At 33.6% G+C, this 22,143-nt stretch carries 21 protein-coding genes, 3 tRNA genes and 1 pseudogene; 17 read left to right on the plus strand and 8 right to left on the minus strand.

The window, feature by feature from the left end:
- The first annotated feature begins 295 nt into the window (after positions 1–295).
- A complete protein-coding gene (locus RBG61_RS13290; protein ID WP_307944321.1) occupies positions 296–481 on the plus strand; it encodes a hypothetical protein in 186 nt (61 codons plus the stop codon).
- A 60-nt stretch (positions 482–541) separates the two neighbouring features.
- Positions 542–2,323 (plus strand): recombinase family protein, encoded by a 1,782-nt coding sequence (locus RBG61_RS13295; protein ID WP_307944322.1) that lies wholly within the window; start codon positions 542–544, stop codon positions 2,321–2,323.
- On the opposite strand, the pseudogene RBG61_RS13300 reads toward RBG61_RS13295, so the two are convergent.
- From RBG61_RS13300 to RBG61_RS13315, 4 genes and pseudogenes are all read right to left on the minus strand, one after another.
- Positions 2,275–2,460 (minus strand): annotated as a pseudogene (locus tag RBG61_RS13300) (manganese catalase family protein); the annotation flags it as partial. The gene RBG61_RS13295 and the pseudogene RBG61_RS13300 overlap by 49 nt on opposite strands.
- A gap of 3 nt (positions 2,461–2,463) precedes the next feature.
- Positions 2,464–2,721: a spore coat protein CotJB gene (locus RBG61_RS13305; protein WP_307944323.1), complete on the minus strand. Its 258-nt coding sequence runs from the start codon at positions 2,719–2,721 to the stop codon at positions 2,464–2,466.
- A complete protein-coding gene (locus RBG61_RS13310; protein WP_307944324.1) occupies positions 2,711–2,920 on the minus strand; it encodes a spore coat associated protein CotJA in 210 nt (69 codons plus the stop codon). Before RBG61_RS13310 ends, RBG61_RS13305 begins: the two co-directional genes overlap by 11 nt.
- A gap of 222 nt (positions 2,921–3,142) precedes the next feature.
- The gene (locus tag RBG61_RS13315; RefSeq protein WP_307944326.1) at positions 3,143–4,315 is read right to left on the minus strand and encodes a cation diffusion facilitator family transporter; all 1,173 of its coding nucleotides are present in this window, start codon (positions 4,313–4,315) and stop codon (positions 3,143–3,145) included.
- Between the two features lie 124 nt (positions 4,316–4,439).
- On the opposite strand from RBG61_RS13315, the gene RBG61_RS13320 reads away from it, so the two are divergent.
- The 9 genes from RBG61_RS13320 (at position 4,440) to radA (ending at position 12,989) form a co-directional block, all read left to right on the plus strand.
- Positions 4,440–4,868 carry a hypothetical protein gene (locus RBG61_RS13320; protein ID WP_307944328.1) on the plus strand — a complete coding sequence of 143 codons (429 nt, stop codon included), beginning with the start codon at positions 4,440–4,442 and terminating at the stop codon, positions 4,866–4,868.
- Positions 4,869–5,295: 427 nt separating this feature from the next.
- Positions 5,296–6,465: an amidohydrolase gene (locus RBG61_RS13325; protein WP_307944330.1), complete on the plus strand. Its 1,170-nt coding sequence runs from the start codon at positions 5,296–5,298 to the stop codon at positions 6,463–6,465.
- A complete protein-coding gene (locus tag RBG61_RS13330) occupies positions 6,462–7,304 on the plus strand; it encodes a fumarate hydratase (RefSeq protein WP_307944331.1) in 843 nt (280 codons plus the stop codon). The genes RBG61_RS13325 and RBG61_RS13330 overlap by 4 nt, the downstream gene beginning before the upstream one ends.
- 177 nt (positions 7,305–7,481) lie before the next feature.
- Positions 7,482–8,018 (plus strand): nitroreductase family protein, encoded by a 537-nt coding sequence (locus tag RBG61_RS13335; RefSeq protein WP_307944332.1) that lies wholly within the window; start codon positions 7,482–7,484, stop codon positions 8,016–8,018.
- Between the two features lie 115 nt (positions 8,019–8,133).
- Positions 8,134–8,586: an EbsA family protein gene (locus tag RBG61_RS13340; protein ID WP_307944333.1), complete on the plus strand. Its 453-nt coding sequence runs from the start codon at positions 8,134–8,136 to the stop codon at positions 8,584–8,586.
- Positions 8,587–8,725: 139 nt separating this feature from the next.
- Positions 8,726–9,850 carry a THUMP domain-containing class I SAM-dependent RNA methyltransferase gene (locus RBG61_RS13345; protein WP_307944335.1) on the plus strand — a complete coding sequence of 375 codons (1,125 nt, stop codon included), beginning with the start codon at positions 8,726–8,728 and terminating at the stop codon, positions 9,848–9,850.
- 46 nt (positions 9,851–9,896) lie between these two features.
- The gene (locus RBG61_RS13350) at positions 9,897–10,475 is read left to right on the plus strand and encodes a hypothetical protein (protein ID WP_307944337.1); all 579 of its coding nucleotides are present in this window, start codon (positions 9,897–9,899) and stop codon (positions 10,473–10,475) included.
- Positions 10,476–10,571: 96 nt separating this feature from the next.
- The gene (locus RBG61_RS13355; RefSeq protein ID WP_307944339.1) at positions 10,572–11,297 is read left to right on the plus strand and encodes an N-acetylmuramoyl-L-alanine amidase; all 726 of its coding nucleotides are present in this window, start codon (positions 10,572–10,574) and stop codon (positions 11,295–11,297) included.
- 312 nt (positions 11,298–11,609) lie between these two features.
- A complete protein-coding gene (gene radA / locus RBG61_RS13360; protein WP_307944340.1) occupies positions 11,610–12,989 on the plus strand; it encodes a DNA repair protein RadA in 1,380 nt (459 codons plus the stop codon).
- Between the two features lie 99 nt (positions 12,990–13,088).
- On the opposite strand, the gene RBG61_RS13365 is transcribed toward radA, so the two are convergent.
- Both RBG61_RS13365 and RBG61_RS13370 read right to left on the minus strand, forming a co-directional pair.
- Complete coding sequence (locus RBG61_RS13365; RefSeq protein ID WP_307947279.1) at positions 13,089–13,340, minus strand: kinase to dihydroxyacetone kinase; 252 nt, start codon at positions 13,338–13,340, stop codon at positions 13,089–13,091.
- A gap of 194 nt (positions 13,341–13,534) precedes the next feature.
- Entirely contained in the window at positions 13,535–14,077 is a 543-nt protein-coding gene (locus tag RBG61_RS13370) for a stage V sporulation T C-terminal domain-containing protein (RefSeq protein ID WP_307947281.1), read from the minus strand.
- A gap of 705 nt (positions 14,078–14,782) precedes the next feature.
- Here RBG61_RS13370 and RBG61_RS13375 point away from each other — a divergent pair.
- The 5 genes from RBG61_RS13375 (at position 14,783) to RBG61_RS13395 (ending at position 18,669) form a co-directional block, all read left to right on the plus strand.
- A tRNA-Leu gene (locus RBG61_RS13375) sits at positions 14,783–14,867 on the plus strand.
- Positions 14,868–15,188: 321 nt separating this feature from the next.
- On the plus strand, positions 15,189–15,887 hold the full coding sequence (pnuC, locus tag RBG61_RS13380; protein ID WP_307944341.1) for a nicotinamide riboside transporter PnuC: 699 nt from the start codon (positions 15,189–15,191) through the stop codon (positions 15,885–15,887).
- Positions 15,888–16,033: 146 nt separating this feature from the next.
- Positions 16,034–16,118, plus strand: a tRNA-Leu gene (locus RBG61_RS13385).
- A gap of 206 nt (positions 16,119–16,324) precedes the next feature.
- Positions 16,325–16,401: transfer RNA gene (locus RBG61_RS13390), tRNA-Pro, on the plus strand.
- A gap of 234 nt (positions 16,402–16,635) precedes the next feature.
- Positions 16,636–18,669 (plus strand): DUF2971 domain-containing protein, encoded by a 2,034-nt coding sequence (locus RBG61_RS13395; RefSeq protein WP_307944343.1) that lies wholly within the window; start codon positions 16,636–16,638, stop codon positions 18,667–18,669.
- 63 nt (positions 18,670–18,732) lie between these two features.
- Here RBG61_RS13395 and RBG61_RS13400 read toward each other — a convergent pair whose 3' ends face one another.
- Together RBG61_RS13400 and RBG61_RS13405 are read right to left on the minus strand one after the other, a co-directional pair.
- On the minus strand, positions 18,733–19,842 hold the full coding sequence (locus RBG61_RS13400) for a DHHW family protein (protein ID WP_307944344.1): 1,110 nt from the start codon (positions 19,840–19,842) through the stop codon (positions 18,733–18,735).
- Positions 19,843–19,857: 15 nt separating this feature from the next.
- Positions 19,858–21,153, minus strand: a complete 1,296-nt coding sequence (locus tag RBG61_RS13405) for an MBOAT family O-acyltransferase (RefSeq protein ID WP_307944346.1) — start codon at positions 21,151–21,153, stop codon at positions 19,858–19,860.
- A gap of 633 nt (positions 21,154–21,786) precedes the next feature.
- On the opposite strand from RBG61_RS13405, the gene RBG61_RS13410 reads away from it, so the two are divergent.
- Positions 21,787–22,110 carry an ArsR/SmtB family transcription factor gene (locus RBG61_RS13410; RefSeq protein ID WP_307944347.1) on the plus strand — a complete coding sequence of 108 codons (324 nt, stop codon included), beginning with the start codon at positions 21,787–21,789 and terminating at the stop codon, positions 22,108–22,110.
- Positions 22,111–22,143 lie beyond the last annotated feature (33 nt).

Here is a 22,143-nt window from a genome sequence, read left to right on the forward strand (position 1 = left end):
CTAATGTCCCCATTAGGCAATGCTTGCTATACCAATACCATTACAATTCAACCAAAAGGCAAACAACATTTTTACGTTGTTTGCCTTTTTCATATTTATAAATAAATAGTAAATACTATTCAATATTTTCGCCCACCCCTCACTCTAAACGGCAAATAGAGTAAGGGGGATTTTTATATCCTAGAATAAAAACGCTACACCATAGCGATAATCTTCTAATATTTGTGGCATGTACAAGCAGAATTTTAGAACAACACGAATATAGTTATAGTAAATGACAACAGGGGGTGGCAGAATGATTAATGATGTAATAAAGCAAATAGACGTAGAAAATGATATGGAGGTAAACCGAAAATCACAAGCAGAATTCCTATTTGAGTATCAAAAATCAGTTCTACTCAACCTATCTGAACAAGGTGTAATAAATGATATCCAATGCCAGCAATGTATTGAGAAATTAGCATGGCAATTTAGAAAATAATCCATACATTCGCAAAGAGAATAAACTGCTGTTAAACTGTAAAGGAAGGAGATGATAGAGATGCAAAAGGTTGCAGTATATTGTCGTGTATCGACGGATAAAGATGACCAAGCAAATTCATTTGAAAGTCAACAACGATATTTTAGGGACTATATAGATCGCCAGCCAGATTGGGAGCTTGCAAATATCTATGCAGACGAAGGGCTATCGGGCACCTCGACAAAGAAGCGTGCAGCATTTAATCGCATGATTAACGATGCAAATCTAGGTAAGTTTGATATTGTTATCACAAAAGAAGTGAGCCGTTTTTCAAGAAATATTCTAGATACGATATCCTATACAAGAGAGCTACGAAGAAAAGGAATTGGTGTGTTATTTGCAAACGATGGTATTAACACACTAGAACCAGATTCAGAGTTGCGTTTATCCATCATGGGCAGTATCGCACAAGAAGAAAGTCGTAAGACAAGCACTCGAGTGAAATGGGGACAGACCAGGCGAATGGAACAAGGGGTTGTCTTTGGGAGAAGTATGCTTGGTTATGATGTGAAGAATGGTATGATGACAGTTAACCCAAGTGGTGCAGAAATTGTAAAGCTTATCTTTTATAAGTATGTAGAAGAGCGAAAAGGCACAAGTGTTATCGCACGAGAGCTTCGGGAAGCAGGCTACAAAACATATACAGGTAGTCCGAATTGGACGAATAGTGTGATTCTAAAGATTTTACGCAATGAAAAGTATTGCGGTGATTTGTGTCAAAAAAAGACTTACACGCCTGATTACTTATCCCATGAAAAGAAATACAACTATGATGCGGAAGAAAAAGTGTTTTTAAAAGATCATCATGAAGCAATCATAGATAGAAAACTATGGGATAGAGCACAGAAAGAATTAGTGAGAAGAGATGTAGGTAGCAATGTGAAAATTGGACACGGAAATCGCTACGCACTTTCTGGGAAAATTAAATGTGGAGAATGTGGTGCCACCTTTGTTTCACGATATAAAACTCGCAAAAGTGGTAGCAAATATAAGTGCTGGAGATGTGGGGTAGCTACTGCATATGGCACAAAAAAGATTGATCAAGCAGGGAATGAAGTAGGCTGCAACATTGGAAGACAAATTCGCGATGAAATTGCAATGCATGTCTTAAAGCAAAGTGTAGATAGCCTACTCATTGACAAAACTGCTGTGATTGATACTATTACAGATATTGTAACGAGTGTCATTAAAAGTTCAGAACAAGGGGAACAAATTAACTTAGTTAAACTCGAACATCAGCTAGAGACGATTATCCAAAAGAAAAAGAGCGTACTAGATGCCTTCTTTTCGCAAAGTATCACAAAAGAGGAAATGCGTATGATGACTGAGCAATATGATTCAGATATTACAGAACTAACAAATAAACTTAATATGGCAAAGCAAAAACAAGGGCTAGAGTATTCTTGCGATGATATGAAAACAGATATTGCAAAAAAGGTTGAGGATATTGTATATGGAAAAACAGATTGCGAAAATTTTTATGGTAACTTGTTAGATACAATTACTGTTTTTAGCGATCAGAAAATTCAGGTAACACTCAATCTTTTGCCAACAAAATGGACATATGTAGTAGAAAGTTTAAAGCAATTTGAAAAATATATGCAAATGCCAACAAACCCAGTAATAATGGGCGTTCATGAGGATGTGGCCCATAGTGTACACGATGTTCTACCCCCAAATGCCACAATTAGCGTTTCAACAAATGCAGTAACTACCGAGGTTCAAGAGGGAATGGCTCAATATAAACACGATATACCGATATCGGTTAGCAGCCCTTTCACATCTCCTGATGGAGCAATGTAGCGTTGGCTTAAATAACGAGTAGAAGCACCAAGCTCACCATCAGGCCCTCCGTATTGGGTAATAATTAACTTTGCAAGTTCAGGATTCGGATTTTTTATTTTAACAGGATACTGTAATTTTTTATCATAATGCCACATAAATTATACCTCACTTCCGTATTCCCAAGGCCATTTGGTAGTTACCCAATCCCAAACCTTATCATTGTTAACATCAGCTATTGTCAATGGACCGTAATTGTTAATATATTCTTGCCTTGCTTCTTCTGCCATAACCTTGTATTTTTGATAAAAAGCGAGTGCTTCTTTGTCATATTTGTGTGTGTCGAGGTAGAGAGCTGTCTCAAATAACGTAAAGTCGCATATTTGTATATGTTTCAATAATGATTGCTTATCTTTCATTTGGAATAGCCTCCTCACCTAAAAATGGTTTGTCTAAGCAAGGAAAAAGCGTACCTCTCATAAATCCTACCGCAGGTTCATATGTTTTGTCCCAGCTTTGATACGGTACATATGCCATACCAAAGGAGATAGGTTGATTCGTAAATATGCTTATATCTCCTGTGCTTGCATTTGATCTTTCATTTAGATTATCAATCATAAAAATCTTCATTCCTTTCGTGATACATATTCTCAAAGTGCAAACAGTTGTACTTTGCGCTTTTGTGTTCAATATTTAGAACATTCTGCTAGTATCATAATATGCTGACAGCTTTTATCGGTGAAAGCAAAGAATAAAGTTATTATGCTTGGTATTAAACAGTTAGTAAGGCATATAAAAAGGCAGTATCAAAATAACTTTGATACTGCCTAAAAAAACATTTTATTTTGAAATATAAGCTTTATCTACATTGATTACAACCTCGAGCGTATTATCCAAAACTTTTACTGCATTTGCGATTGATTCGATAATTTGTTTATCAGTCATACGAAACTTATGTGGCACAACAATATCAAAAATCAGATTTGTATGGGTAGGTCCTTCAATCATTCTAAAATCATGCAGCTCAATGGAAGCATCAATCAGCTTAACCATTGCCAGCACTTTTATTTTCATGGCGTTTGAAACAGAATCATTAACAACAATGGGATCCATATGAATAACAGCTTCACAGCCAAACTCTTTTTTGATATCACGTTCGATATTGTCAATGGTATCATGAATCGACATGATATCAATATTACAAGGCACTTCAGCATGTAAAGAAACAATCGTTCGGTTTGGACCATAGTTATGAACAATTAAATCATGTGTGCCAACAACGCCGTTATAAGATAATACTTTATCTTCAATTGCTTTTACAAATTCAGAAGTAGGAGCTTCACCAAGCAACGGATTTAACGTTTCTCTTGCGGTATTAAAGCCAGTATAAAGGATAAATGCAGCTACAACGATTCCAGCATAAGAGTCTAAATTAAAACCGGTGAAAAAAGAAATGATCATGCTGATTGCAACAGTGGAAGTAGCAATAATATCGCTTAAACTGTCCATTGCAGTTGCCTTCAAAGCAATAGAACCAATTGCTTTACTTATTTTAAGATTGAAAAAATACATCCATAGTTTCATTAATATAGCTATAATTAATATACTGAATGAGAGAATACTTATCGCAATAGGTTCAGGATGAAATATCTTTTCCAAAGAAGTTTTACCGAGTTCAAAACCCATTAATATAATAATCATTGCAACAATTAAGCCGGCAACGTATTCCATTCTACCATGCCCAAACGGGTGATCATCGTCAGCAGGAGAGCCGGATATCTTAAATCCGAGTAGGGAAACGATAGAAGAACCTGCATCGGAAAGGTTATTAAAAGCATCGGCAGTAATAGCAATGGATGAAGTTAATAGTCCTGCGATAAATTTAATTGTGCAAAGAAAGATATTGCAAATAATTCCTACGATTGAAGCTAATAAACCATAGTTTTGCCTTACTTGCATATTATGAATTTCTTTGTAATTTTTAATAAATAGGCGTGTTAAAAGTTTTGTCATTTAGTTATTCAGACCTTTTCTTAATAATAATACTATTATATACTTCGTATTCAGAGTTAGTCAATGACAACAGGATTTCTGTATAAAATAACGGATTGTGATTATACTAATAAAGGGTGATTTTATGGAACAAAATATAGAATTTTTAACAAAAATATATCAAAATGCAAAAATGGGTGAAGAATCAATCGACCCAATTATTAACAGAACAACAAATGAAAGATTAAGACAAGATTTAATTACTCAAAAACAAGGCTATGTCAGTCTTGGAAAAAAAGCAAAAACTGAAATTATGAGAAGCAACGAAAAGCCAAAGGATTTGAGTCCAATGACAAAGTATGCGACAAAAAGCATGGTTAAAATCAACACAATGATGAATCATACACCCACTCATATTGCAAAAATGATGATTCAAGGAAGCACAATGGGTATCATTGATGCACAAGAGTGCTTGCATAAATATTCATCTGCACAAAGCTGCGTAAAAGATTTGGCAAATGAAGTTCTTACTTTCGAGCAAAATAATATTGAACGATTAAAAACATATTTATAATAAAAAAGTCATCTTTTAAGATGACTTTTTTATTATCTCAGCCGTATTGTGAAGTAGCATTTGTTCGTATAACATCTTGTATGTGCGTAAAGTAATCATCAAATTGAGTTCCAATATGTTTTATAAATATGCTTAAACAGTATGATAGCAAAAAAACAGCTGCCAAATAGGCAGCAAAATTAAATTATGTAAATGGAGTAATGAAGGGAGTTGCAACATTAGTATAGCACATTAACTAATACTTGTAAATGCATATTTATACTTTATTTTGTGAATATACGTATAAATATTAACTAATTAAATCCAAATAATTACTGATTTATAATATTCTATAAGCTGATACAAATTGATTCTGAAAAAACATTGAAAAAATGCCGAAAATATGGTTAAATAGAAGAAAGAAAATTGCGAAAGCAGGTATAAAGAGATGCTCATTATAAATGCAAAAATTATCACAATGGAAAATGAGACCATAGATAACGGTTACATTGTAATTAAGGATAAAATAATTGAAAGAGTCGGCTATATGGAAGATTTAAATGTCACTTCCAAACGATATATAGATGCTAAAGGTGGCTTAGTGCTTCCGGGCTTTATTGATCCCCATTGTCATATCGGCATGTGGGATGATGGGCTTGGATTTGAAGGGGATGATGGAAACGAAGAAACCGATCCGATTACTCCTCACTTAAGGGCAATTGATGCTGTGAATTCGTTCGACGATTGCTTTCAAGAGGCTTTAGATGCCGGTATTACAACTGTGTTAACAGGGCCGGGCTCAACAAACCCGATTGCAGGTCAATGGTGTGCAATGAAAACCAGACGTGACCGAATTGATAACTTAATTGTTGCTTCTCCTGTAGGAATGAAATTTGCGTTAGGCGAAAATCCTAAAACTACATATAATGCAAAAAATCTATCTCCTGTAACCCGTATGGCAACAGCTGCTTTAATTCGTGAACAATTACAAAAAACTAAACGCTATATGGAAGATATGGAACGTTGGCATGAAGATGAAGAATTGGATGAACCAGAATATGATATGAAATGTGAAGCTTTGATACCGGTTTTAAAACGTGAGATTAAGGCGTTCTTTCATGCCCATAGAGCTGATGATATCTTTACAGCAATTCGTATAGCAGAAGAGTTTAACTTAGATTATGTATTAGTCCATGCGACAGAAGCTTATAAAATTGCAACACAACTTCAAACGGTTATGCCAAAAATTATTACTGGACCAATTATTTGCGATCGAAGTAAACCAGAATTAAAAGGATTAACTCCTAAAAATGCAGGCATATTAAGAAGTGTTGGAATTGAAACCGCAATATGCACAGATCATCCGGTGATTCCAATTCAATACCTTGCTTTGTCTGCTGCTATTAGTGCAAAAGAAGGATTAGGTACAACGAGCGCATTAGAAGCAATTACGATCAATGCTGCAAAAATGGCAGGTATTGATAAAAGGGTTGGCTCAATTAAAGTGGGCAAAGATGCTGATATTTTAGTATTTAACAAAAACCCATTGGATGTTATGGCATCACCAACACATGTCGTTGTGGATGGTATGCTTGTGAAGGGGCAGTTTAGCGAATGAGAACAATACAAACAAGTGAAATCACAAAAGTAGTAAAGGATCTTTGTATTCAAGCCAATAAAGTATTACCATGTGATTTGGTGTCTACGATTCGTAGCGCAAAAGAAACCGAATCCAATGAGCTTGGAAAAAGCATTTTGGGAGATTTACTTGAAAACTTGAATGCAGCGAAAGAACTTGATATTCCAATATGCCAAGATACAGGAATGGCAATTATTTTTGTTGAACTTGGTCAAGAGGTACATCTTACAGGTGGACTGTTAAATGACGCTATCAATGAAGGCGTACGTCAGGGATATATCGATGGTTGTTTACGTTGCTCTATCGTCAAAGATCCAATTAACCGTGTGAATACCAATGATAATACACCTGCAATTATTCATTTAAGCATGGTAGCAGGAGATCAAATCCATATTACAGTAGCACCTAAGGGATTTGGCAGTGAAAATATGAGTGCAATAAAAATGTTCACACCAAGTGCTTCTGTAGAAGATATGATTCAATTTGTATGCAAAACTGTTAAAAAAGCAGGCTCGAATCCATGCCCACCAATTGTCGTTGGTGTAGGCATCGGTGGGGATTTTGAACATTGTGCATACTTAGCTAAAAAAGCATTGTGTACATCAGTATCCAAACCGAATGAAGATAGCTTTTATGCTGAACTGGAAAATAGAATGCTTTCTGAAATAAATAAACTGGGGGTTGGAGTGCAAGGCTTTGGTGGTGATACTACAGCACTTGCCGTTAAGATTTTACAACATCCAACACATATCGCTGGGCTTCCGGTAGCCGTAAATATTGGCTGCCATGTTACAAGACATAAAGAAAAAACAATATAATTTGAATTGATTAGGAACAGTATTCAGCTGTTCCTAATTTACTCATATTAACCAAATCAAGCATAAATTATATATTGACGATTATTGTATAAGTATTGCAAATATTATCAATTTATAGTATAATTTATAATTGTAAAAATGACATCAAGAATTGACATCAAGAAGGAACATTAAAGTATGAATGATTTTTATGATCTTGTTATGCGGAGAGAAAGTTGTCATGACTTTTTAGAAACTCCTGTTGAACAAGAAAAACTGAACAAAATAATTGAAATTGCTCGGTTGTCTCCGTCGGCATGTAATAGCCAGCCTTGGAGTTTTGTTGTTGCAAACAAACCGGAAGTTTGTTCTAAAATTGCACCTTGTTTGCAAGATTGTGGATTGAACAAGTTTAGCGAAAACTGCCCGGCTTTTATTATTGTAATCGAGGAAAAAGTTAATTTTAAAACTATAATTGGTGGAGTGACACATAACCAATATTACGCACCAATTGATCTTGGAATTGCAACAGCACATATTTGTTTGGCTGCTTCTGATTTGGGACTATCAACTTGTATAATGGGTTGGTTGAATGAAAGCAAATTAAAAAAATTGCTATCTATTAACCAAACTAAGCGGATTCGCTTGGTAATCGGTGTAGGTTATGCAGCAACAGAAGAGATACATGAAAAGAAACGTAAATCGTTTGATGAAATTGTAAGATATATTAAGTAACAAAAACGAGCTTTATGCTCGTTTTTTTGCTCTAACGTGATTCATAATTTCTTAATAGAAAATAAACGAAAAAAGTGGTAAAATAAATATAGTAAAAAAAGAGGCGGGGATTATTTTGAAATTACAATGTAGAAAGTCAACCATATTTAATATTTGTTTATGGAGTATCATCGGTATTGTAGCAATCGTATTGCTATCATCAGCAGTTATCTCTAGTGAATTAGAGGTTTCCTATCGAATCATTTCAAGTGTAGGCTTGTTTATCATTATTGCTTTTTGTGCAATTATGGTATGGAATCTAATCACAATGTATCGTCATTTTGTTGTGGTAGATGAAAATGTTGTAACGATAAACTTTGGACTAATTAGGGGAAAACGTGTTTTTGCAGTTAAAGACATAGAAAGAGTAGAATATACACGATATAATATAATTTTTTATGTGAAAAATTATAAACCGATTAAAATTGATTTATATTATATTAGGCCTGAAGATGGCAATGTATTTGTTTCGCAATTAGAAAACCAAGGTGTCAAAGTAAGAACTGTTAAAAAAGCCACAAAAATATAATAGAAATAGGCTACCTTGATTGGTAGGAGCATTTCAACATTTGCACAAACTGCAAATATATGATATACTTAGTAATAGTACATTAGTTAGATTTTATGTCTTTATAGTCATTTGTGCTTTTTAAGCACCGGAGGTAAGAATGAATTTTTTGAAATATGTTAGTCCTTGTCATTTCGGTTTGGAAAGTGTTTTGGCGGGCGAATTAAAACGTATGGGAGCAAACAACGTAGTAGCTCATAATGGTAAAGTAACTTTTAGTGGTGACTATTCTATGATGGCACGCGCTAATATTAATTTAAGAACAGCTGAGCGTGTTTTAATTGAATTAGGCAGCTTTAAAGCTTGCACATTTGATGAGCTTTTTACGGGAACACAAAAAATTCAATTAGAAAGCTTTATTGGCTCTAAAGATGCATTTCCTGTAAAGGGTTGGTCGTTGAATTCACAATTGCGCAGTATACCGGATTGTCAATCTATTATTAAGAAAGCGCTCGTAGAGCGTATGAAAAAACATTATCATATGGAATGGTTTCCTGAAACGGGCGCTGTACATCAAATACAATTTTCTATTCATAATGATGAAGTTACGATTATGCTTGATACAACAGGTCCTGGCTTGCATAAAAGAGGTTATCGTGTAAACTCGAATGCTGCACCAATTAAAGAGACCTTAGCAGCCGGTATTATCGATTTAGCAAGAGTACGTGATCGAAGCGTATTCTACGATCCATTCTGTGGATCAGGCACATTTGTAATTGAAGCTGCAATGAAAGCTTTGAATATTCCTCCATGCCTAAAACGTAAATTTGCTGCGCAAAATTACCCAATGTTTGAACCACAATTATGGGCAGAGGAACGTACAAGAGCATTAGATTTAATTAAGCGTGATGCAGAATTCTTTGCATATGGATCTGATATTGATCCGTTAGCGGTTGAACTGACAAAAGAAAATGCCAAAAAGGCAGGAGTATTTTCCAAGATATTAGTAACGCAAAAAGATATTGTTGATTTTGATATGAAAAGCGAAACAGGTATTATTTGTTGTAATCCTCCTTATGGCGAACGAATGTTGGAACTTCAACAAGCAGAAGAGATTTATAAAAAGATGGGGCGTGTATTTGAAGAAACAGAGCATGCGAATATTTATATTATTAGTCCATCTGAGAAATTTGAAAACATTTATGGTAAAAAAGCAACAAAACGTAGAAAGCTGTATAATGGTATGATTAAATGTCAGCTCTATATGTATTTTAATAAAATGTAATTATTTTTATCAAATATAAATCTTACATCAGAAGGAAGGAAACTCAATGAAAGAAACAACAAAATTATTTTGGAAAGATGCTCGTGATAATTTTTTAAGCCATATAGGCGGCTGGATTGTTTGTTCTATCTTTGCAATTGCTTTTCTTGGATTTATAAATGACGATAAACAACCGCTGATACAACTTGCTATTGGCGTATTGTTTTTAATTATCTATTCGTTTCCTGTTTACGGAACAATGTGGCGACAAGGGTATCGTGATTTAAATAAACAGCAATTTAATAGAGTACAAAAAGATGTAACACGTGGATTCCGTGTTGGATTAGCTGCGGCTATTCCGTATTTTGTTATGGTACTTTTATTGTTCATGACAAAATTAGAATTGTTTCCGAATTTCTTGTTTGTTTTCCGTTTATTGAATGCAGAGATTTGGCCTTTCATTAATATCATCAACGTGTCCCCATGGATGCCTGAATTTTCATGGCTGCAGCTGATTGGTGTTGGACTGTTAACAATGATACCTGCTGTTTTAAGCGGTTGTTTCTATTTGTTAGGAAATCATGATATTCAACCATGGAACAGACTGGTTTATGTTAAGAAAAAAGATGTAAAAACAAAACAATAATGGTGGTTCCATTTAGTATATAACCAATATACCCTCCCATATACTGTATAGAAAGTGATATCATATCTGCTATGCGAATGGGGAGGGTATATTGGTATGTTTACGAAGTCTAGGCAATATAATACTGTTTTTGGTACAATACTTGTAATCGTTATTATTGCAGTTGTTGTGTTAACGGTTAGTAATATCGCAACAACAATCAGCGTTAATAAATTTAATTTTAATGAGTGCAAGCAAGTAGTAATCGATCCGGGGCACGGAGGCTTTGATCCGGGTGCTATTGGAGTAAACAAAGCTTTAGAAAAAGACATTAACCTAGCTATTGGGTTGCAGTTACGGGATATATTAATTGCCAATGGTTACGATGTTATTATGACTAGAACCAATGACACTGCAATTAACGAGAATAAAATTTCTGGTGTAAAAAGTAGTAAAACGTCTGATTTAAAGAACAGATTAAAGATTATTGAAAACCATCCTAAAGCAATTGCGTTATCTATTCATCAAAATGAATATGTTGCCGAAAGCTCCAGTGGTGCTCAAATGTTTTATGGGCGAAAAAATGAAGCAAGCAAATCTTTAGCAGAATCCATTCAAAATTCTTTTGTAAATAATCTTCAGCCGAATAATAAGAGAGTGGTTAAGCGGTCTACATCTGATGTTTATATTGTTCATAATTCTAAAACGCCGATTGTTTTAGTTGAATGTGGATTTCTATCCAATTGGAATGATGCAAAGTTATTGACTAATGAGGAATATCAAAAAAAAGTAGCTTTTACAATTTATTGCGGAATTGCAAAGGCTAAATATATGGAAGACTAGCTGGCGTATTACGAATACGCCTTAGGCTGTAGAAAAATTTTAAACGAAAGCAAAAACTGAAATACAGAAGAGATTTAGCTGCCAAATTTGTTTTTTTATCCATGCTTTTTGGGGCGATTGCCAAAAAAGCATGGCCAGGTTTGGGCAGATAGCCCAATATTGAAATAGCAAGAAAAAACCTTATATCTTGCAATTATTAAATTATAATTTACTTTATCGACAGTATGAGGCGTATTACGAATACGCCTTTTATATAAGTAAAAATGGGACAAGCATCCCTTAAGAAATACAGTGAAAGCGTGGAGAGTAAATATGGCAAAACCAAGAAGCTTGTTTGTTTGTAATCAATGTGCATATGAAACGCCGAAATGGATGGGACGTTGTCCGGAATGTGGAAATTGGAATAGTTTTGAAGAGCAAATAAAAGCAGTATCTACACCACCTGCAGCACATAAAGCACAAATAGGGCATAATTACAGCAATGTTGCAGAGCTAATTCGCATTGGAGAAATTGACACTGAAAATGAGGTGAGGTTTCATACCGGTGTCAGTGAGTTAGATCGTGTACTCGGTGGTGGAATTGTGAAAGGCTCACTTGTTTTATTAGGCGGCGATCCCGGTATCGGTAAATCAACACTACTACTTCAAATATGTGAGTATTTAGGAAAAAATCTTTCGATTCTTTATGTTTCAGGTGAAGAGTCTGTGCGTCAATTGAAGCTTAGAGCAAATAGACTGCATGTAAACAGCGATAACCTTTCCATTTTAGCGTCTACTGATGTTGAAGTAATCGGCAATACTATTTTGCAGCATAAGCCGAATATTGTTATGATTGACTCAATTCAAACAATGTGTATTAGCAGTGTAACCTCTTCACCAGGTAGTATCACGCAAGTAAGAGAAAGCACAAACGCATTTATGCGTATTGCCAAAAGCGAAGATATACCTATTTTTATTGTAGGCCATGTGAATAAAGATGGTGCAATAGCTGGACCTAAGGTGTTGGAACATATCGTTGACGCAGTATTATACTTTGAAGGCGAGCGTAATTTAACATATCGTATTTTAAGAGCCGTTAAAAACAGATATGGCTCTACCAATGAAATAGGTGTGTTCGAGATGACACAAACCGGACTTAACGAAGTAGTAAATCCATCTTTAATGTTATTGTCCGGTCGTTCAATCAATGTATCCGGAACCTGTGTAGCTTGCGTCATGGAAGGTTCAAGACCGATTTTAGCAGAAGTACAAGCCCTTGTTACGAAGACAGGCTTTGGAACACCAAGAAGAACTGCAACCGGATTTGATTATAATCGAATGAATTTGTTTCTTGCAGTTTTAGAAAAACGAGCAGGGTATTTCTTTGGCAATTTAGATGTATATATTAATGTTGTGGGTGGATTACGATTAGACGAGCCAGGCGCAGATTTATCGGTTGCTATGTCGTTGGTTTCTAGTCTTCGAGACAAGCCGATAGATGATGATATAATCGCTTTTGGCGAAATTGGTTTAGGTGGCGAAGTAAGAAACGTAGGCAATATATCGGATCGTGTAAAAGAAGCGGAGCGACTTGGCTTCACCAGAGCTATCATACCAAAGCATGCAGTAGCTCAAATAAACTTAAATAAGAATTCTAATATTGAAATATTACCTGTGAGTAATATCAAAGAGGCATTTCAGATTATCTTATAACAAAATCCTCGCCGCCATTGTAGGCTGCGAGGATTTGCTATAGTAAAGTGTTAGGTATATGGCAATATTATTTTGTACGCTTGCATTAGAATGTTTGATTTAGCCATGAAGATTATTCGCTTGTCGATCCATGTTTTCAATTACAATGTCATGTATATCACCTAATGAGGCACAATATTCGAGTACTTTCCATGGAACATTGGTGTGAAAATGAATTTTTATTAAATCTTCGTCACCAACAGCAAGTAAACAGTCACCCTCAATATTATTTGTAATATAATCATTTATTGCATCTTCTGAAAGATTTTCTCCCTCAATTAGTAATTGCGTGTCATACCTATAATCGAGCATAATCATTTTCCTTTCCACCTACATATTTTTAATCGTGTATAATTTCATATATATTACTGTGATATTTCCAATATAGCACAATTACAATGTCGATTCAAGTACAATGACGCTATTAATTACAAACAAAGAGAAAGACGATAGCTACAATAACGTAGCTATCGTCTTCCTTGTTTCGGAACTTATATTTGCAAAAGTTAGTCTTCTAGTTGTTTTGCAATCAAAGCAGAAGCGATATCAATTAGCTTTAATTGAAGATCTGTAGCTTTTGATTCAGAATCGCCAGAAAGGAATAAAATTGTGCCGCAAACGTCGCCAGCAACAGTGATAACACCACTAGCTACTGCGTAACGGTCAATACCTTCTACAGGGCGTAGAGGAGATTTGCTTGTATCGGTATAAGCATAGTTCTTTCTTTGTTCCATTAGTTCTTCTAATAGAGGGGAAATTCTTCTTTCAAGAATTTCTTTTTTAGGAATACCAGCAGCAGAAACTACATGGTCTTTATCGCAAACAATACAAGGTAATCCGCCATTTTTGTGTAGTACTTCAGCGTACATGCTAGAATAAGTTGAAATTTCAGTGATAGGAGAGTATTTTTTGAAAATAACTTCACCATCATTACTTGTATATATTTCTAGAGGATCACCCTCGCGAATTCTCATTGTTCTTCTAATTTCTTTTGGGATAACAACACGACCAAGATCGTCGATTCTTCTTACTATTCCGGTTGCTTTCATCATAACTTTATTTCTCCATTTCTCCAGCGATATAAATCAAATTAAATGAATACGGCTCGACATTTGTCGCTGGACAATGTCAGCTATTGGCTTGGCTTTTCATAAGGTGTCAATTTTCTTCATTACAAAACGGTATGATCCTAATGCCTCCTAATTCTCGTTTCATTTATTGGTAATGAGCGAATTTATTTCTATTGCTAGTATTCGCTTGCGGTAAAAATTTATACAGCAAAATAACAAATAAATTGTATAAAAATTTTAGAATTAGATTTTTTTATTAGGATATTAAGTAACTCTCAGCCAGTATATTTTACCTAAAAAAGCCATACAGTTTGTAAACAAATTATGTATATATCATGAAAAATAGTTAAACATTATTATACAGCTTGTTTTATCTAAAAAATAGTACAAAAATCTACACAAAAATGGTAAATCAATACAGTGGGAGTTTGTCAAACTTTTAACGTGAAAAAAATAACATTTTTAACATTGAAATATACGAATTGTATACTTTTAATTCCTATGAAAAAGGTATAAATACTCTGTAAAATTTCATATAATTAATCGTTAATTTTTATATTTTATGCAATAAAAATAGATTATTAATCATTAATACAATATTTTTATTGATTATAGATATTTCAAATGAAATACAAAAAAGTCTTGACAAAAGATTCTAATATTGATATAATAGCAAAGTCAGTTGCGGACGTGGCGGAATTGGCAGACGCGCTAGATTTAGGCTCTAGTGTTGAGAGACGTGAGTGTTCAAGTCACTTCGTCCGCACCAAAATAACCGATAGACTTTTGTCTATCGGTTATTTTACTTGATTGAAGAAGTGAGTTGATTGTCACATTCGTCCGCTCCAAAATAAAGAGTCCAGTTGAATGAAATAAGAAACAACACATTTCGTAATCATTTTGCTCATATCCAATATATCACTGAACTAGCAGATAAATAAAAATTTGTTCCAAAAATGATTCCTTTTCGATAACTTATGTGTTATAATAAAAAAAATCTGCCACCGGGTAGAAATGCGAAAAGCATTCGTTTCCACATCGTTAGGTCTATGAAGATGTGTATGCGGATGCTTATTTTTTTGGAGGATTCATGAAAAAATTCAAATTACCATTTCATTATTTTTCTAAAGTTGAACTGACACTGTGGTTTGGTTCTATTTTTGTAATAGGTATCTTCTTTTGCTTTTTTGATCGAAATAATTACTTAACACTTATGGCTTCATTGATTGGCGTTACCTCATTGATTTTCAATGCAAAAGGGAATCCATTTGGCCAGCTTCTCATGATTATATTCAGTTTACTTTACGGAATCATATCGTTTACTTTTTGCTATTATGGAGAGATGATAACATATCTTGGAATGACTATGCCAATGGCGATATTTGCATTGATTTCTTGGATCAGAAATCCGTACAATGGAAATAAGTCAGAGGTGAAAGTTAATTATCTATCCCGAACAGAAAGTGTTTTTATGTGGATTTTAACAATACTAATTACCTTCGTATTCTATTTTATTTTGGAATATTTTCATACGACAAATATTTTGTTAAGCACTATATCTGTGACAACAAGTTTTGTTGCGGTGTACCTTACTTTTAGGAGAAGCCCTTTTTACGCTATTGGATATGCTGCCAATGACATTGTACTTATTATTCTATGGACTATGGCAATGATTGAAGAAGTGTCATATGTATCCGTTGTTGTTTGCTTTATGGCGTTTCTTGTAAATGATATTTATGGATTTGTAAATTGGAATAGGATGGGCAAACGTCAAGCTGAAAATTTGTAAAAGAATGAATACTATTTCGAGCTTAACCGAACGAATTGCTGGTTATTATAGTTACATAACAAATTAAATGAAAGTTTTACCAATGAATTTTATAAGAAAAAGTCTTGACAATAAGGCATAATCTTGCTATAATAATCAAGTCAGTTGCGGACGTGGCGGAATTGGCAGACGCGCTAGATTTAGGCTCTAGTGTTGAGAGACGTGAGTGTTCAAGTCACTTCGTCCGCACCAAATAAAAAGACTACTCTTTGAGTAGTCTTTTTATTTTATTGAAATGTAAGAAGTGACTTGTTAGTCACCATTCGTCCGCACCAAATAAAAAGAGTAAGAACGACTCAAACATTGCATAGCTCGTTATCAATTTATACATATAAAATCAGTATATTGTTGGTAATATCATTGACTAATTTTAAATAAAGTTGTATAATTTAAGTATTCGAGGTGTGGCTCAGTTTGGTAGAGCGCTGCGTTCGGGACGCAGAGGCCGTGGGTTCGACTCCCGTCACCTCGACCAACGGCGAACTGCCGCTTGTATGTCGCACTTTCAGTAGAGTGCGACTTTTTTATGCCTATTTTCATTGACATTCAATTATGATACCCTTGCTTAATAGCAAGGGTATTACTTTTATAAATTATTGGAAATAAAATTACAAATATCTTGTGCTAAATTAAATAACACAGTATAATTATAAGTAGTTAATAAGGGACAAGTAATGTCAATAAAATATAATTTATAAGGTGATATTCGATGACTGAAAATATTAATTGGGAAAATCTAGACGAAGTTTTAAAGTATTTTAGAGAATGTAGTAATGAAAAAAAGCAAGAAGTAGTTAATGAATGTGAAAAGAAATATCAAGAGGAGCCAACTGAAAAAATAGCAATAACATATGCAAATATACTTGCATCATGGTCAGATGATAATAATTTTACTCAAAATGATATTAAAGAAATAGTTCAAGAAATCAAAGAAATCTATGATAAATATCCTAATCTTGATGTAGCTTCACCATATGCATGGGTGCTTGTGAACCTATCACGTAAGCAAGATGATAAAAAAGAAATACAGCCAATAGCAGATACGATTAAAATAATTTATGAGGAACATAATAGAGATGTTGATATAGCTATACGATACGCATGGGTGCTTGAAAACCTATCACGTAAGCAAGATGATAAAGAAGAAATACAGCCAATAGCAGATACGATTAAAATAATTAATGAGGAACATAATAGAGATGTTAGAATTGCATCAACATACGCATGGGCACTTGTGAACCTATCAAATAAACAAAATAGTAAAGAAGAAATACGGCAAACAGTGGATAAGATTGAGGCAATTTATGAGGAACAGAATAGACATGTTGATATAGCTATACAATACGCTTGGACGCTTAAAAATCTATCGAGTAAGCAAGATAGTAAAGAAGAAATACAGCAAACAGTGGACAAGGTTAAAGAAATATATGATATTTATAACGACAAAATTGATATAGCTTCACCATATGCATGGATAATTAGGAATTTATTATTAATTGAAAATGATTTGTTAAAAGAAGGTAAAGATATAGATAAAAATCTAATAAAAAAGATAGATTTTTTAAAGAATAATAATTGGCCCATTGATTTGGATATAGTTGTTCTATACATGTTAATTTTTAATTATATTATGGAGATTGATACTGAAAAATTATATGATGTTTTTTCTAATCTTAAAATTAGAGTAACACCTTCCAAACCAGAATCTGAAGAACTATCCTTGATATTTGATAAAATAAGCGACTATCCCAAACGAGGTGAGATTAAAGTTGAACTTCTATTATTATATATGAACGCTATGTATATCAAACGGGAATTAAAGTATAAAACACAAATTGAGTCTAATGAGGATAATGGAATTTGTCATTATACTAAAATTGAAACATTAAAATATATTTTAGGGGAAGACAAAGATAAGAATCCATTAAATTTAAGAATAAGTAATTCTCAATATATGAATGACCCATCAGAAGGAGAAACGTTTATTCAATTATTAAAAGTTAAGGGAAAAACTACACAAAATAAAGATTTAACCAACATATTAAACGAATTATATCAAGATAGTGGAACTAACAAAAGGGAAAAAATTAATAACAGTAATATATATTTACTTAGCTTTTCAAGAAGTATTGATAAACTGCCAATGTGGTCGCAGTATGGAAAAAATGGCGAAGGATGCTGCTTGATTGTTAATAATGATTTTTTTGATAAAAAAGAAAATTATGATTATGATATCAATGCTATTAATCATTCTCAAGTGCCCCCAAACAGAATGGATGATAATCAAAAGCCAGAGAGGAAAATTTCACAAAAGTATGTTCCATATCGAGTTGCTTATGTAAAGAATAATTTGATAGAAGGAGAAATCAACAATAATATAAATAATTTAATAAATGAAATTGTTAAATCACTTATTAAATTAGGCGAATTAAAACAAGAAATGAAAGAAACTATAAAGAATATAGATGAATTCATTTTAGGAACCTTAGACCAAGTAAGATTTCTTTTTAAAGACAGCAGTTATGAACATGAAAAAGAATTGAGAATTGTTAAGTTTTCTAAACAGCCGAAGCTGGATGATACTAGCTCCGTTCCTAAATTATATATTGATATTGATAAAAAAATAGAGTACAAAGAAGTTATTTTAGGACCAAAAGTGGCAAGACCGTCCGAAATTGCGCCATACATATACCATACAGGAAGAGTAGAGTCTGTTACTCGTTCAGCAATACAATATAGGTAATTATCATATTAAACCGAAAGTCCCTCTGCTTTTTGCAGAGGGACTTTTGAACTTTACATCAAACTATCTCAACTTCATAAGTTGATTTTGATGTGTAAATACATCCATACTATATAAAAACAAAACTTGGTCAAAATCAGCTATATTCATTGTTTTTTCAATATCTGTGTTGATATAACGCATATCGAGTAGAACAATTTCGCTATAATCTTTCGTTAGAAATTGAGAGTAACAATGAGAATAGGAATCTTTAAATAGCAACAGCTTTTTCCCTGAATTGCTATTGGTTTTAATGGTTACAATCGGCTCATTCTTTCCTAAGAAGAAAGCATATTTATCTTTTTCATTCAAGTATTGATTAAAATATATGCTGTCATAGTTATTCACTTTATTACCGTTTTGTGTGGTGAAGGTAGCCTTAGCGCCCAAATCGTAGCTTTCAATAACATCACTCGGAACTGTTTGTATACCGGACTTTGATGAAAGCGTACCGTAAAACTTGTTGGTTTGCGGCTTAATAGTAAACTCACTTTCATTGCGTGGCGTAATATTCATTGCTTTGCAAGCTTCTAAATAGGAGTAGTATGCACCTTTCGTTGTCCAATGGTGGTCTGTGCGGTAATAAATATACTCATCTTTATGGTGCGATAACGTAGTGTAAGCATCAATGGGCTTAATAGAAGACGGTAATTTGGAGTAAACTTGGTTAATAAAAGCTTTTTGATCCCACGTAGGGGCTAACGGTGGCAGCTTTTGCGGTTGAATTGCAGAAGCGGATGGAATCAGCATAAAATATGCTTGTTGAGAATGCCTTTTCATAAAACGCTTCATGCCATCTATATTTTTTTGTACATATACTTGGTTGGGAGCCTTGATATTTTCAAGCAATGCTTGTTTACCAATATAGATACCATTGCTTTCTCGTTTTCCAATGCCTAAGTCGATGCCGCTTTTTAAGCTAACCCAATAATCACGTCCTATAAAATGGTCGTTAATATAGTCATCAATATTTTGCATAAACTTTCCGTTAAATAATTCACCTATTGAAAAAGTTGGAAACTTTGATAACATTCTGTTTTCTGTTTCTGAAAATTCTTTCTTGGGAACTGCAAAATTCATAATGACAAATAATAGCCAAATAGGTATTATAATTCTTACAAAAACCTTATTCATAGTGTAGCCTTTCTGTTAAAATCGGAAATATAAAAATGGATTGTAGGTGCTGTTTACTAAATAAGCAACACAGAATAGGAACATAACAAGATAGAATAATGATACCGTAATTTGAATACCCTTGTTTTTCTTGTTTTCTAGTTTGAATAACCATTTGCGGAATACAGGAGTACATAAGAATCCTGCAAGTAGGAATGTAAAACCATACGTAATTAACACATATCCAGCTTGTTCATTGTAAAATGGCACATGGTTTCCACCAAACATACCTTTTATAAAATTCCAACCTGCTGAAACGCTATCGAATGAGAAGATAACCCAGCTGATTAGGATTAACAGTATTGCATAAAGATGTTGAATTGCTTTCGGAATCTTCTCCCAAAAGCGGAATAGCACAAATTTTTCAATAATTAGGATGACTGCAAAGTATAAACCCCAAAAAATAAAGTTCCAAGATGCTCCATGCCAAAAGCCGGTTAAGCCCCATACAATCAAAAGATTGCGAATATGAGCGACTTTTCCTTTTCTGTTTCCTCCAAGCGGAATATATACATAGTCTTTAAACCAAGCGCTTAAAGTCATATGCCATCTACGCCAAAACTCCGTAATACTTCTTGAGATATATGGATAATTAAAGTTTTCATCAAATGTTAACCCGAATATTTTAGCAAGTCCAATTGCCATATCAGAATATCCGCTAAAGTCAAAATAAATTTGGAATGCAAAAGCAACAATGCCAACCCAATATAAAACGGTTGATAATTCGGTTATTTGTCCGTTTTGAATCTGACTCCAAAGAAGCCCAACATTGTTAGCAATCAATACTTTTTTGCCTAAGCCAATCAAGAATCTGCGAATACCCAATGAAAGGTTATCTACTGTAATCGGGTGAATGTCAAGATCATCTTCTACTGTAACATAACGTACAATAGGTCCTGCGATAATTTGTGGGAATAGGGTAGTATAGGTTAAATAATTATAATAGCTTTTTTCACAAGTAGTCGTACCACGATATACGTCTATTGTATACGAGATAGATTGGAATGTGTTAAATGAAACACCGATTGGAAGAATAACTCCTAGTAATGGAATGGATAGTCCAAATAGAGAATTGGCGTTTCCAATAAAGAAATCAATATATTTAAAGAAGAATAAAACACTCAAATTTGTAATTACGTCAATTAACATAAAAATTCGTTTTTTCTTCTTATCATCGAAGTACTTGTCCATTTTACGGCCACACCAATAATCGACAACAGATAGACCTAACATAACAGGAATGAATCTGATTTCGCCCCAAGCATAAAACATCATGCTTCCTGCAAACATTACGAGGTTTTTCATCTTCATCGGTACAATATGATAGGTGATTATCAGTATAGGCAAAAATATAAATAAAAAGGTTATGCTGCTAAATACCATGGCTTTTTCCGTCCTTAAGTGATAACATAATGTATATTGTTGGTAATTTGTTTGTACTTAATGCATTGCTTCGTTTTGAAAAGATATCGTTACACATATTGATAATTTTTTTAGAAAGTGGAAAGATAAAATGCAAAGAAAAGCAGCCTAATTGAATAGACTGCAAAAATTCGTATATTTATTTACTTTTCAATGAAAAATGTATTTTGACAACTGTCGCAATTATAACACGAGAAGATTTATCTTTTCAATGCATTTTACTATATATAGTTTTTATAGTTAATATTTACGATATATATACTATGGAAATTATTTATAATTGCTGTTTGATACATATTAATATAGTAGGTATATATCATGGCTTTAGAGGTGCAGGTTAGGCTAATTATTATTTATTCTTGTAACATTGTACTGGCAGAGGATTGAAAAACCACAATAAGCAATAAAGTGGTTGACAAAATAAAAAATTGTGCATATAATAGTCATATCGAAATATTTCAATATGAATGGATATGAATATAAATGAATAAGTATCAAGAAAATGCTATGGTTTTTAAAGCATTTTGTGATGAAAAAAGATTGCAAATATTAGAAATGCTTCAATCAGGAGAAAAATGTGCTTGTGAGCTTTTAGAAAAGCTAGAAATAGGTCAATCTACCTTATCCCATCATATGAAAATTATGTGTGAATCCGGCGTGGTTGTCAGCCGTAAAGTAGGGAAATGGACTCATTACACAATCAGTCCCGAAGGAAGCGAAAATGCACAACAGTTAATCGCATTGCTGACAAATGTTAATACACATACGTGTGAGGATGAAAAATGCTTGTGCAAGAGTAGAAAATAGCCATCGAAAAGATGGCTTTCATTTCAAACTACA

The sequence above is a fragment of the Paludicola sp. MB14-C6 genome (assembly GCF_030908625.1).
Lineage (GTDB): Bacteria > Bacillota > Clostridia > Oscillospirales > Ruminococcaceae > Paludihabitans.